The 13,927-nt window shown below is 47.0% G+C and carries 10 protein-coding genes; 3 read left to right on the forward strand and 7 right to left on the reverse strand.

Annotated features, from left to right (window positions below; genetic code table 11):
- The first annotated feature begins 268 nt into the window (after positions 1–268).
- The gene (locus SGRA_RS17345; protein ID WP_015694111.1) at positions 269–748 is read left to right on the forward strand and encodes a hypothetical protein; all 480 of its coding nucleotides are present in this window, start codon (positions 269–271) and stop codon (positions 746–748) included.
- 67 nt (positions 749–815) lie between these two features.
- On the opposite strand, the gene SGRA_RS17350 is transcribed toward SGRA_RS17345, so the two are convergent.
- Positions 816–2,960, reverse strand: a complete 2,145-nt coding sequence (locus SGRA_RS17350) for a S9 family peptidase (protein WP_015694112.1) — start codon at positions 2,958–2,960, stop codon at positions 816–818.
- 358 nt (positions 2,961–3,318) lie between these two features.
- Here SGRA_RS17350 and SGRA_RS17355 point away from each other — a divergent pair, with 358 nt between their 5' ends.
- A complete protein-coding gene (locus SGRA_RS17355) occupies positions 3,319–3,744 on the forward strand; it encodes a hypothetical protein (RefSeq protein WP_015694113.1) in 426 nt (141 codons plus the stop codon).
- Between the two features lie 71 nt (positions 3,745–3,815).
- Here the strand turns inward: SGRA_RS17355 and SGRA_RS17360 are convergent, their stop codons facing one another.
- Positions 3,816–4,271: a Rab family GTPase gene (locus SGRA_RS17360; RefSeq protein ID WP_015694114.1), complete on the reverse strand. Its 456-nt coding sequence runs from the start codon at positions 4,269–4,271 to the stop codon at positions 3,816–3,818.
- A gap of 181 nt (positions 4,272–4,452) precedes the next feature.
- Here SGRA_RS17360 and zupT point away from each other — a divergent pair, with 181 nt between their 5' ends.
- The gene (zupT, locus tag SGRA_RS17365; RefSeq protein ID WP_015694115.1) at positions 4,453–5,277 is read left to right on the forward strand and encodes a zinc transporter ZupT; all 825 of its coding nucleotides are present in this window, start codon (positions 4,453–4,455) and stop codon (positions 5,275–5,277) included.
- Positions 5,278–5,490: 213 nt separating this feature from the next.
- Here the strand turns inward: zupT and SGRA_RS17375 are convergent, their stop codons facing one another.
- The 5 genes from SGRA_RS17375 to SGRA_RS17400 form a co-directional block, all read right to left on the reverse strand.
- Complete coding sequence (locus SGRA_RS17375) at positions 5,491–6,285, reverse strand: DUF4249 domain-containing protein (RefSeq protein ID WP_015694117.1); 795 nt, start codon at positions 6,283–6,285, stop codon at positions 5,491–5,493.
- Positions 6,286–6,289: 4 nt separating this feature from the next.
- Complete coding sequence (locus SGRA_RS17380; RefSeq protein ID WP_015694118.1) at positions 6,290–8,617, reverse strand: TonB-dependent receptor; 2,328 nt, start codon at positions 8,615–8,617, stop codon at positions 6,290–6,292.
- 310 nt (positions 8,618–8,927) lie between these two features.
- Entirely contained in the window at positions 8,928–10,955 is a 2,028-nt protein-coding gene (locus SGRA_RS17385) for a M1 family metallopeptidase (RefSeq protein ID WP_015694120.1), read from the reverse strand.
- A 211-nt stretch (positions 10,956–11,166) separates the two neighbouring features.
- The gene (locus tag SGRA_RS17395; RefSeq protein ID WP_015694122.1) at positions 11,167–12,378 is read right to left on the reverse strand and encodes an NAD(P)-dependent malic enzyme; all 1,212 of its coding nucleotides are present in this window, start codon (positions 12,376–12,378) and stop codon (positions 11,167–11,169) included.
- A gap of 442 nt (positions 12,379–12,820) precedes the next feature.
- The gene (locus tag SGRA_RS17400) at positions 12,821–13,843 is read right to left on the reverse strand and encodes an IMP dehydrogenase (protein WP_015694124.1); all 1,023 of its coding nucleotides are present in this window, start codon (positions 13,841–13,843) and stop codon (positions 12,821–12,823) included.
- Between the last annotated feature and the right edge of the window lie 84 nt (positions 13,844–13,927).

A 13,927-nucleotide genomic window follows, 5' to 3' on the forward strand; every position in this document is an offset into this window, starting at 1 on the left:
GAGCGGGCTCTGCTGTACCTAAATTGGCTGCTGGTTTCAACCTGCAGCCACAGCTAGCAGGCGGCGAAGCCGCCGCAAAGGAGCGAAGCGACTTGGCCTAGGGGCCTGAAAGGGGGCCGCGCAGCGGCAGACCAAGGGCGAAGCCCGCAGGGCCGAGCAGACCTGCGAGCCCTGAAAGGGCCCGGCCGCCGCAGGCGGCAGGCCCTAAAAAATCTAAATCCTCAATAGGAAGAACAAATAAAAAAGAATAATATTAAGATATTTATATATGTATAAGTACGACGTATTTAAGGAAGTTTTAGGATCAGTAAAACGTTTGTCCATAACGGACTATAAGATTCTGTCTGAAGAAGAACTAGCCCCTATCTTAAGCCAGTTGCTAGATATATTTACACCTCTAAAGGAGTACGAATTCCCTTTATGGGAAAATGTGGTTAAGGGCGATTATTTTGGCATTAGAGATGCAGACAGTTGGATGTGGATGACTGATTTTCCGACAGAAGAGCCCTGTATTCTTATATTTGAGTATAGAGATGACAAGAGAGGCATTGAGTTTCAACGAATGGAAGATCTAGTAAATGTGCTAGGAGAGTCCTTTAATTTTGTATTTTATATCACCTCTAGAAAAATTGATTATATTCTTACTCAGAATGATCATGATCATTTGATTGCTGCTGGTCGGGCAAAGCCTTGGTTAATAGATTACCTAGAGCAGCCCAGAAGAGCGACAGATGATTTTGTGGAGTAGGGGACTGCAGAGACAAAAAAAGAGCGGGCAAATCTGCCCGCTCTTTTCTATTTATTCCCGCCAAAAGTTAGTTCAACTTATCTTCAATATACTGCAGTACCTTGCGCATCAAATGCACCCGATCCTTGCCACGCACATTATGCGGATGGCCTGGGTAAACAAAGTAATCTACCTGCTTTTCGGCTTCTACAAAGGCTTGAATAAGGCTGTGGTTATGTTGCAAAACGACCACATCATCTACACTGCCATGAATCAATAAGAGATCGCCCTGCAATTGATCTACATAATTATGGAGACGATTTTTGGCATAGCCTTCAGGGTTTTGCTCTGGACGATCCATATAGCGCTCGCCATACATCACCTCATAAAATTTCCAGTCGGTCACTGGGCCACCCGCTACACCAACACGGAAAACGCCTGGCTGACGAAGCATTAAAGAAGTGGTCATAAAGCCACCAAAGCTCCAACCATGCACTGCCATCCGATCGGCATCTACAAAGGCTTGTTGCTTGAGGTAATTCACCCCAACCAATTGGTCCTGCATTTCCACTTCGCCCAATTGGCGGTGGATGATGCTCTCAAAGTCAAAGCCTCGATTTGCCGAACCGCGATTGTCTAGGGTAAAGACCAAATAGCCTTTTTCGGCCTGCTGTTGCATCCAGAGCGAAGCGCCGCCCAACCAACTATTGGTCACCATTTGGGCATGTGGACCGCCATAGACATAAACAATAACGGGATATTTTTTCTTCGGATCAAAGTCAGAGGGCTTAATCAAACGCGCCTGCAAATCAGTACCATCGGCAGCTTTGAGTGTGAGTAGCTCGGTGGTGCCTACCTTATAATCTTTCAAGGGATTTTCGGCCTTGATGAACTCCCGCTTTAGTTTTCCGTTTTTGGTCGAGATCAATTGAGCGACATTAGGCGTGCTGATGTTGCTATATTCATCCAACAGCCATTTGCCATTGGGACTCAATTGGCAGTGGTGCTGCCCCTCTTCCTTAGTCAGTTGCATTTGCTTTTTGCCATTCAAAGAAAGCTTGTAGGCATACAAATTAAGACCAGAAGGGTCGGTACCCATACAAATGACCGATTTTCCGCTGCTGTCTAGGCCCAAAATTTCTTCTACTTCCCAATTTCCCTTGCTTACCGCATTGAGCAATTTGCCCGTTTCGGCCTCATAGCGATACAGATGCGTAAATCCATCTCGCTCACTAGCCCAAAGAAATTCCTTGGGGTTGTTGGGCAAAAACCAAACGGCTTTTTCGGGCTCTACATAACGCTCATGCTTTTCCTCGAAAAGGGTTTTGATGAATTTGCCCGTTTTGGCCTCATAAACGTTCAAACGCATGGCATTTTGGTCGCGATTGATCTGCGCCAAATAGATTTTCTCACTTTTGGGCCCCCAACCCAAATTGGTCAAGTACTGATCGGCTTCATCACCCTCAATTTTGAGGTAAACGGTTTGTCCAGACGCTGGATCAAAAACGCCTACTCGAGCTTTTTCACTGGCTTGGCCCGCCATCGGGTACTTAATATTGCGCAATTTGGCGGGGGTGCTGCTAATATCGACCAAAGGATAATCAGATACCTCCGACTCATCTTTTTGGTAGAAGGCCAAATATTGCCCATTAGGCGACCAAAACAAGCCCTTGCTAATGCCAAATTCACTGCGGGCAATGGCTTGGCCCGATACAATTGCTGGATTATTGAAACGAGTAACCGCCGTTTTTTCCTCCTGCTCCGTCGCCAAATAAATATTGTTGTCTATCGTATAAGCCAAACGGCCCGTCTCTTCATGAAAGGCCAGATTGGCGGCCTCCTGCGGATAAGCCACCCACTTTTTGCCTGTCTTGCTTTTGTAGTCGTAGCGGTAGTAGGCCTGCCCAAAAGAGAGGAAAATCTCTGTCTTAGACAAATAGCCAAAGTTGGCAATATAAGGGACCTGCTCACCAAAAGCCGCCTGCAAATCCTTGGTCGAAAACAAAGATTTTGGCGCCTTTTTGCCCTCATAATAAAATACTTCCTGATAACGAGGCCCCGATTGCGTAAAGCCCTTGCCGTCTTCCCGCCATTGCGCTACTCTCAAATGCTCTGGCCGAAATTTTCGCCATTGTTGCATCACGGCATCTTCCAAACTTAAACTTTTTTGCGCCTGCAAGCCCAAAGGAGCCAACAATAAAAAGGCACAAACTAGAATACTGAATTTTTGCATTGCTATTTATTATGATGATTAAATTTTTTTTGGGGCCTCCCGCCTTCGGCGGGCGCTACGTTTCGCAGCTCGCAGGTCTGCTCGGCCCTTCAGCGCCAAAGGCGCTTCGGTCTGCGGCTTCGCCGCACTGCTCCACATCGCTAGGCCAGGCCGAGCCCTAAAGATAAGGATTTCGCTTAGGCCTTTCGGGGCCAGCCAAAAGAGTACTCTAATTTAACAAAAAAGGCTTTTGCCCTTTATTTTATAAAATATTAAATTTTCTACCAACTATTTGCCCCCGACGATCGTTTTGTAAAAAAGAAAATGAACGAAGGGAATCGAAATAAAATTTCCCATTCCCTATAAAATTATATGCCCTATGAAAAAGCTATACTTTATACTCAGCATCTTGGCCCTTCAGTTTATGTTTGTGGGGCAAATGGCCGCCCAGGCCCAAAAAACTTTGGTCCGCTCTATTGCCCTAGAAGGACGCACTGAACTCTTGGCTAGCCTGCCTGGCCAGGTAGAACTTCAGGTTTGGGACAAAGACTTTGCTCGACTACAAACTGTTGTAGCGGTAGAAAACTGCCAACAAGTAATTTTGGACCGTCTAGTGGCCGTAGGCCGCTACGAAATTGCCCTAGAAGATATGGGCACTGCCTACAAAATTATTATGCCCAAGGGCCAAAAGGTGGTTAAGCTCAAAGGCCAAGCCCTAGAGGAAGAAATGAGGTTTATTCTTTATATTCCTCAAAAGGTGGCTACTGAAATTGAAAACTTGGCCATGAATAACAGCGATCTCTAAATTGCTAAAGGCTGGACGAAAAAAAAGAGAAAGGAGCTCCTCCTTTCTCTTTTTTTTGCCTACATCTAGCCCTAAAACAACTTCCAAATCTCCTGAATATTTTCTGCCGTCTTTGCGCTGCAAATCAAAACGGGTTCTTGGGGCAAAGCCGCCAGCCGTTTGGCCAAAATATCTTCGGCCAGCAGGTCTTGTTTATTGGCCAAAAAATAAAGTGGAATATCGGGATACTTCCGGCTCAAAAAAGTCAGATCTTTTTTTGCCTGCTCAAAAAGTTGGGGGCGGCTGAGGTCTACTACATAAACAATATGCTTAGCATTGATGAAGCGAATGGGGGGGATTTTTTCTTGACCCACTTCTCCACCTAGGTCCACAAAAAAGTAATGAGCTTTTCCTCTTTTGTGCTCCAAAAATCGAGGACCAATTGTCGTATGATAACTGCTCTGAAAAGTATCTCCTACTAGCTGGGCCAAAATGCTACTTTTGCCTGCGGCAAAGCTACCTGTAAATATAATTTTACTGTTTTTCATCACAAAGGGTCTTTGGTTCTGTTTAGTCTAAGTCTGTATTCAAAAGTACGCAATAATCACTGCCTTTTGCCTAAATTTGCAACCTAATTGCAAGAAAGCTCGGTTTTTCTCCTTAGATTTAGCCGAATCTTATTTTTAGATAACACTAAAATAAATACTTCCTTATAAATCATTATACATAATGCACGAACATTTTTGGGCTGCTTTTGGCCTGACTGTATTGGCGGGTTTGTCTACAGGTATTGGTAGCGCTATTGCTTTTGTAGTAAAGGGGCGCAATTTTAATTTTTTGACGGTTTCTATGGGTTTTGCGGCAGGAGTGATGCTCTATGTTTCCTTTATGGAGATTTTTCCGCATGCTTTGGCCCATTTGGACCACAGTCATAGTCGACATTGGGGCGTACTGGCTTTTTTTGGGGGGATGATCTTAGTGGCCCTAATTGATAAAATGATTCCGCATGAGGAGAACCCTCATGAGTTGATGACCGAAGCGGAGTTGGATGAGCAGGAGCCGGGACAATTGGAGCGGCAAAACAGCAAAAACGGTAAACTAATGCGCGTGGGCTTGCTCACGGCTTTGGCCTTGGCCCTACACAATTTTCCGGAGGGCATGGCTACTTTTGTAGCGGCATTAGAAGACCCCAGTTTGGGCTTAACCATTGGGTTGGCTATTGCCTTGCACAATATTCCCGAGGGGATTGCGGTTTCTATGCCCGTTTATTATGCTACGGGCAGCAAGTCTAAGGCCTTTTGGTATTCCTTTTTGTCGGGGGTGGTAGAGCCCGTAGGCGCAATTCTTATTTTTGCCCTTTTTGGCAATGCTTTAGATGAAACGGTCATGTCTATTTTATTGGCTGGGGTAGCTGGAATTATGGTCTTTATTTCTCTGGACCAATTGCTGCCTTCTGCTCGAGATTATGGGGCGCACCATTTGTCTATTTATGGAATGTTGGCCGGAATGGCCGTCATGGCGATTAGTCTGCTAATGTTGGGCCATGCGCACTAATATCGTTTAGGCGCAAATAAGGGAAGGCTGCTGTGCATAAGCACAGCAGCCTTTTTTTCGAGCCCGAAAGGCCCAGCGCTGCGGAGTGGGTGGCCGAAGGCCAGACCGAGCAAAAAACTTGTTTTTTGCGAAGGGCCGAGCGAATAGCGAGCCCCGCAGCATAGCGGCGGCCGCCCATGGGCGGCCGCGGGCCCCAAATCCTTCTTAAAAGAATTATTGCGGCATTTCAATTTGGAGTTGGTGGCGGTGGATGATGCCAAAATAGCCCAAAATACTAGGGTCGTCCCAATTGCCTTTGGGGTTGTAGGGCACGCTGGCCGAGGCGCCAGATTGGCTGACCTCCGAGACCTGTTCAAAGTAATCGTAATAGGCCTTATTGACCGAAATCAGTTGCAATTGGATGCTATCTTCAGGCTCGAAGGGTGGGCCAAAAAATGGCAAATCGAGATAATCGCCATCGCGGAGTTCGTCTTCAATGAGGATGTAATTATCTTCTATTTCGCCATTGGTCCAGACCTTCGTGCGGTAGTAATTGGCCGTATCGGCGGGGTCCTGAAAATGGTAATAGAGACGGTAGCCAATTTGGCCGCCAAAGGGAAAACTAAATTCCTCATAGCTCAGGCTATCGAGCAATACCGAGTTGGGGCAGGTGGCCGCGGCCGAAATTTGGCGGCCATCGGGCAGGCTAATGCTCATAAAGGCAGAATCACCGGCCTGAATTTGCAGACTATCGGCCCAATAGTAGCCATTATTATCGCTTTGGAAGCTATAATTTTGGCCATTGAGCGAAAGCGTAATGCTGGCCCCATTGACCATCTCAAAATCGTTACTTTGGTAAAAACCACCAGATTTAGAAAGGCGAACCTCCGCTCTTTGGGCATCGCTCAGGATATCTGCCTCCACAATGGTCTGCTGTGCGGACTCCTCCAAATCGAGGATAATAACATCTTGGCAGGCGGTAAAAGAAAGGGTCAAAAGGCATAAAAAGCAATATGATAAACTGCGCATAAGATTAAAATTTGAAGTTCCAGCTAATAGAAGGGACAATGCCAAAGAGGGCTAGGCGAACGGCTTCGGTGCCTGTACCGGCCTCATTTTCTTGGAAAGAAATGCTGTAGGCATTTTTTCGGTTGTAGGCATTATAGACCGAAAAGTTGATATCAGAATACCATTTTTTGCTATCTCGGAAGACATAAGTGGCGCCAATATCTAGGCGATGATAATCGGGCATGCGGTCGCCATTTCGGCTAGAAAAGAGATTGACAATTTGGCCATCCACCTCATATTTTCCAGAAGGGAAGGTAATGGCATCGCCAGTATAATAGACCCAAGCGGCCGAAATGGACCATTTTTTAGTAATATCATAGACCCCAACGACAGAAATATCGTGGCGGCGGTCTTGTCGAGCCGAGAACCAGTTCCCATTATTGATATCGGCAAATTGGCGTTCTGATTTGGAGAGGGTATAAGACACCCAACCCGTAAATTTGCCTTGTCGTTTGCGCAAAAAGACTTCCATACCGTAAGCTCGGCCCTGGCCAAAGACCAATTCGGCTTCTAGGTCTTCATTCAGAAAGGTTTCGGCCCCATCTTCATAATCTACCTGATTGCCTAACTGTTTGTAGTAACCTTCTACACTAAATTCCAGCTTATTATCGAGGAAATTTCGGAAATAGCCCAGCGCAACTTGGTCGGCATACTGTGGCTTAATCAACTGGGTAGAAGGGGCCCAAATATCGGTGGGTGTGCCCGAGCTGGCATTAGACAAAATGTGCAGATATTGATAAATGCGGTTATAAGAGGCCTTAATCGAGCTCTTATCGTCTAGCAAATAAACCGCATTCACCCGAGGTTCTAGCCCAAAGTAAGTATTAAAAAACTCCCCAGAGCCATAGCTCACGCTATCAATGGCCTCATTGGCTTCATTGTAGGTTTTTACGGTAGTGGCGCCAATATTGGAAAAAGAAGTGAGGCGCAAACCGTAGTTCATGCTCAGTTTCTTATTGATTTTATGCTGATTGCTAATGTAGACTGCATTCTCTAGGGCATATTGTTGGGCCAATTTGGCCGAGCCCAAAACATCATCGGTCTCCGAATCAGTGGCCTCAAAGCTGCCCGGACGGAAGTGGTAGTAAAGCGACTGCCAGCCAAATTTGATGTTGTTATTGGGGTTGAGGTAGTAGCTATAATCTTGCTTGAGGTTGAGGTTGTTGATGCCCGCCGCCAAATCAATATCAAAGTTGTCGGTGCGCACGGCAAAGCCATAATCATACTCGCTATAGACAAAAGTGGTATTGGCAAAGAGCTTTTCATTAAAGAGGTGGTTCCAACGAAGCGTCAGGGTGGCATTTCCCCAATCTAAACCCGAACCATCAAAGCCAAAGACATCTCGGCCGAAATAGCCCGACAAATAGAGGCGGTCTTTTTGGCCCAATTTGTAGTTGGCCTTCAGGTTCAAATCGTAAAAATAAAGCGAGCCGCCATCAAAATCATCGGCCACCAACTGAAACATCAAATCGGCATAGGTGCGGCGGCCAGACACAATAAAAGAGCCTTTATCTTTTACGATTGGCCCCTCTAAGGTCAGCCGAGAAGAAATGAGGCCCAAACCTCCAGAGCCCGAAAACTTTTTACTGTTTCCGTTTTTCATATGTACATCCATAACCGAAGAGGCCCTTCCACCAAACTCAGCCGGCACGCCTCCTTTATACAATTTCACATCCTTGAGGGCATCCGAATTGAAGACCGAGAAAAAGCCCAAAAGGTGGGCCGCATTATAAACCGGAGCTTCATCGAGCAAAATTAGGTTCTGGTCTGCATTTCCCCCACGCACAAAAAAACCACTGCCGCCCTCGCTACTGGGGCTCACTCCAGGCATCAACTGAAGGGTTTTGACAATATCTTGCTCGCCAAAAATAACGGGTACTTTTTTGGCCTCTTTCATATCCAAGGAAAGCACGCTCATATCGGTACTTTTCACGTTCTCATCGGTCCGCTCATCGGTTACGACAACCGCATCTACGGTGGTCGATTCTGGCAAAAGCTCGATGTCTTTAACCAAATCCGCCTGCAAATCAATGGTGTCCAAAATAGTCTGATAACCCACATAAGAATAGGAAACCACATATTGCCCCTTGGGCAAACTCAGGGCATAATAGCCGTACTCATTGGTGCTCACGCCCATGGCCTCGGCAGGAATGGCCACATTGGCAAATAACAGTTCTTCTCCAGTTTCGGCATCTCGAAGATAGCCCGATAAACTGACTTTTTCCTGGCTCCAAAGCGGATTGCTAAAACAGAACAACAGGAGGACTAGGCCCAAATAAGGCAGGGATTGCATGCTGTAATAATTTTGATGGTGAAATCTTGGGGTGATTACTATCTGCTAAACGCAAGTTAAATCAAAAGGGCCAAAATAATTTCAGCCTTATCGAACTTCTTCATGGCTTTTTAGTCTAAGCGCTCTTTTTTATAGACGAATTTAATAAAGATTTGGGGCCCGCGGCCAGCAAGCTGGCCGCCGCTACGTTGCGCAGCTCGCTGTTCGCTCGGCCCTTCGCAAAAAAACAAGTTTTTTGCTCGGTCTGGCCTTCGGCCACTGCTGCACATCGCTGGGCCTGCGGGCCTTCGGCCCTGCAAAACCGCAGATATTATTCTCCCCACTTATAATCGCCCAAAAGAACTTGCTCTATATAGTAGTAGCCCGCTTGGCTTTTTCCCGAATGCGGATAAAGCAGCCAGTCTTGGCCCGCCGCAGTACGATAATAGAGCCGGGCCGATGGAGTCGGCTGTTTTAGGGCCAGCTCGGCCGGAACGCTAGCTCCTTTTATCCGTCCTCTGATTTGCCAGTAGGCTTCGCCCTCAGCTGCTGGATAATAGGCCAAATGCAATTGCTCGGCAGCTAAACAAGGCCGCTTAAAACGAAAGTCTTTTATTTGGAGCAAGCTCAGCTCTTTCTTTTGACTGTTCCAATCTTCAAAAAATTGCTCAAAACGAGCCTGCACCAAACTTTGATCAGGGTTGATCCAAGCATAAACCACTGGGGCCGCTAGCTTTTTCCAATGGAACTGTTGTTTCTTTTCGCTAAGCAGAATTTCACGATCTACATATTCGCCATTGGCCAAAAATAATCGAACTTTCAGCGGAAGCTTTTCATAGAGGCTATCTCTTCCTATAAGCTGCTGCTCAATACTCAGCTGGATGCTATTGGCCCCAATTTCTTCCTCCACAATATGCAAACTGGGCCAACCTGCTTGCCACAACCAATTTTTGAAAAAAGGCTGCATATCTTGCCCAAGTTCTTTGCTCAAAAACTGGCAAAACTCTTCGGTCGATAAGTTTTTGTAGGCAAAGCTATCCATAACAGCCTGCATCCCTTGCCGAAACAGACTGTCGCCCAAATAATGTCTTAAGTTATGGGCCACCAAACTCCCTTTTTTATAGACATGGCTGCCATAAGTATGCGCCCAAGGCACCGCCGCCACTGGCCGATGCCCCCCCTCTCGCTTAGGCGCCTGATACAAACTGATGGCTAGGTTTTTTTGCAAAATGGGCAAGGCTTCTTTTCGTCCATAACAGGCTTCCTTAAACAGAAACTCGCAATAGCTGGCAAAGCCTTCGTTAATCCACATATCTTCGGCCTTGGCGCAGGTGACCAAATTGCCCCACCAATGATGAGAAAGCTCATGGGCCATCAAACGCTCTTGTTTCAAACTGCCGTCTACCGCATAGAGGGGGTAGGCAATCAAACTAGCGTGCTCCATGGCCCCAGCCTCAAAGGGAACCATGCAAAAACCCACTTTGGACCAGCGGTAGGGACCAAACCAATACTCAAAAGCCGAAAGCGCCTGCGGCAAATGAATAAGAGAGGCCACCGCTTTTTGACTGTCTTTTTTTGGAACGACTAACGCAATGGGTATAGTTGAATTTATACCCGCAAAAGCTTGGGTTATATCGCTATAGTTAGCCACGGCAATGGCCGCCAAATAGCTAGGGATAGCTTCTTTTTGTTCCCAACTTCTTTTCCTTAATCCATTGGTTAATAGACGGTCCTCCACCAAAAGGCCATTGGCGTATCCCGCAAGACTGTCTTTGGTTATTAACGAAATATAATAAGTTGATTTATCTTGAAAGTTATCGACGCAGGGAAACCAAATTCGCCCATAATTATGGGGGTTATCGGCAAAGCCCACGCCCATATTGTAGGCAAATCCTTGCTCAAAGTAAAAGCCGCCCCAGCTTTTGTCTTCTTGGGGCGCTCCTTCATACCGTACTTCTACCTCAATGGGTTGTTTTAGGCTGTATTTTTTGGGCAAGCGAATGAGCAAGAGGGGGTCATTATGGGTAAAAGAGCGTTTTTTACCATTCACCTTTACCTTTTGGACCTTGAGTCCCTGTAGGTCCAGTTCTATTTCTTTTAGGCCTTTTCGTAAAAGTTGAATGCGCAAAAGGGCCTTGCCTTTCAAAAATCGTTTGTTAGGGTCCAAAAGCTCCAACTCCAAGGCATAGGAGAGTACATCCATATCTTTTAGTCGATGCAAACTCGATTTTTGGAAAGCCTGGCCATCCCAGCCTTTTTTCCAGGCGGCTTCTTTCAGCGCTTGGCAATCTGGACAATGTTGGGCGGTTAGCGAAAGGGCCAAGAGCCCAAAGAAGAGAGGCAAAATTTTTTTAATCATTTTTCAATTTTTTTTGGTCTATTAAGCAGCAGTTTTTTAGAAGGGCTCGTTTTAAAGGAAAGAAATTACAGCAAACTGTTCGCACAATTTCTGAAATAAAGGCAAAATAATAAAAGTGGCTCTGGGCAAGAGGGCCACTTTTTTTTATGACAAAAAGACCCAATTGCTGCGGCAATTGGGTCTTTTTCATTTAGGCAAAAAGCTATACAGCTTAGCCATTGTATCCGGTCATCTCATCGGGTAGGCCCATTTCGGCTAGGGCGGCTTCCTTAACGGCTTTGGCCACCTTATAGGCAACCACCTCATTGAGGGCTGGAGGAATAATCATATCGCGGGTGGGCGGATGCACACAGTCGGCAATGGCATAGGCAGCGGCCAACTTCATTTTGGGAGAAATGACCTTGGCGCGAGCATCTAGGGCTCCACGGAAAATACCGGGAAAACCAAGTACATTATTGACTTGGTTGGGGAGGTCCGAGCGACCTGTACCTACTACGGCAGCCCCACCTTTATAGGCTTCCTCGGGCATAATTTCGGGAGTTGGGTTGGCCAAGGCAAAGATAATAGGATCTTTAGCCATGGTTCTGATATCATCGGCAGTGAGGATATTGCCCACACTTACGCCAATAAATACATCGGCTCCCACAATGGCATCTTTAATAGAGCCCGATTTGTTGTTGGGGTTGGTATAGCCCAAAGTAGCTTGCTTAGAGCTATTGAGGTTATCTCTATCGCGGCTAATAATCCCCTTACTATCGCAAAGAATAATTTCTTTGACGGGGATACAGGCCGTATTATTTTCATTATCGATACAGCGCAAAAGGCGAGCGATAGCTACTCCAGCGGCGCCAGCACCGTTAATGACTACAGACAATTCCTCTAGGGGTTTGCCCACCAATTTGGCGGCATTGATTAGGGCGCCCAAAACGACAATGGCTGTACCATGCTGATCGTCATGAAAAACGGGAATGCCCAAATCTTGTAGGCGTTCTTCGACCTCAAAGCTGCGCGGAGCGGCAATATCTTCTAGGTTGATGCCACCAAAAACGGGAGCGATTCGGCGGACAGTTTCCACGATTTCATCTACATCTTGGGTATTGAGGCAAATGGGGAAAGCGTTGATATGGCCAAATTGGCGAAAGAGCATCGCCTTACCTTCCATAACGGGGATAGAAGCCTCTGCGCCAATGTTTCCAAGGCCCAAAACAGCAGATCCATCAGAAACGATGGCTACGGTATTACTCTTTAGGGTATATTCCCAAACTTTCTCGGGATCTTTGGCAATTTCGATACATGGGGCGGCTACTCCGGGAGAGTAGACCAAAGAAAGGTGCTCACTGGTGCGCACATCCATTTGATTGCGGATGCCAATTTTTCCTTTCAGTAAGCTGTGAAGTTTCAGCGATTCTTCTGAATAATTCATGAATAAACTAGCTTTTATTGTCCCAAAATAGGGTGTTGATGGTGTTGTTTAGTTGATGGCTTCGCTATCAACTGCTTAGCTACGAACGCTTGTTCGCAGAGAGCTAAGTTAAACTTATATTTTGGCAATAGTAGTTTTTTTGATTTTTTTCTGACTTTTTGGGCCCTAGCTTCTCCTTGGACCAAACTATTTTTGGAGGGGACAGGGCCGAAGGCCCGCAGGCCTAGCGATGGGGAGCAGTGCGGCGAAGCCGCAGACCGAGCCGCTGAAAGCGGCGAAGGGCCGAGCAGCCCTGCGAGCTGCGGACCGTAGCGCCGCAGCTTTGCTGCGGAGGCCCCAAAACATCAGCGAGCTGCGGACCGACAACAAGAACTTTAGTTCGTCTTCGACGACCAAAGGGAGTAACCGCCAACGACCGAAGGGAGGCGGAGGCCCCAAAACATCATCTTCGGTCGGTAATCAGTTCTACTTGTCCGATAAAATCTTCTAGTTGAATTTTGCCGGTATAGCTCATGGCGGATTGCAGGTAGCTGCCCAAATTGAAGAGAAAATCGGGCAGTTGGTATTGCACTTTTTGGAGGCTTCGGCGGCCTTCTACGGCTCTTCTTCCGATTAGGCCTTGTTGGGCGGAGGCGGGGCGGCTGTGCAGGGCCTTATATTCTTTGTAGAGGGGCAGGCCTAGGCGGAAGGCCAGTTTGGCCAAATTTTGAGAGAGGGGAATTTGTTTGAAGAGATAGCTTTGGCCGGCGGATTCTAGGGCTTGATTGATGAGGCTGCCCATCATGACATAATCGGCTCCGCAGGCGAGGGCCATAATGGCATTGGCATAGGATCCGATGCCACCATCGGCAATAATTTTGGGCGCTTTGGGCAGTTGTTGGGCCAATTTTCGGCTTTCGATAATGAGGGAGGCCAGCGGATAATGCACGCCAGTAAAGCTGCTGGTGCTACAGTTTCGGCCGCCGCCAATGCCTAGGCGCAGATAATCGACACCGGTTTCGGCTAGGCGCTCGAAGGTGCGGGGGTGGCCAATATTTCCGGCCATCAGCAGCATTTGTTCGCCATATTCTTTTTTGGCGGCTAGGCAGAGTTCATAGACTCGTTGGAGGTGGCCATTGGCGGTATCAATAAGGATGGCATGTTGTCGGTTGAGTTTTTTGCCGAGCACCAAAAACTCCTTATTAAACTCTTCGAGGTCCATGGCCAGAAAAAGTTGGCCCTTATACTGCTTTTGGAGGTCAAAAAAGTTGGGCGGCAAATTTTGGTAGCGGGGAAAGCAGACATTGAGGCCCTGTTCTAGAAAAAACTGATAATTTTGCTCGGCGACCACCGTGGACATAGGGGCGGCAAAAAACGGCAACTGGCCAGAAGCATAATGGGGAATGCAGTCTGTTCGGCTGTTTAGATGGGCCTCTAAAGCGGGTAAGATCATGAGATCGTCGTAGTGGTAAGCAGTTTTAATCATATCGTTTTCTGGGGCTATTTTGGGCAAAGAAAAAGGCGCTAAGCCTTTTGCCTACCGCCTCTTAAAGAGAAGAGATAGCGCAAC

The sequence above is a fragment of the Saprospira grandis str. Lewin genome (assembly GCF_000250635.1).
Taxonomy (GTDB): Bacteria; Bacteroidota; Bacteroidia; order Chitinophagales; family Saprospiraceae; genus Saprospira; species Saprospira grandis.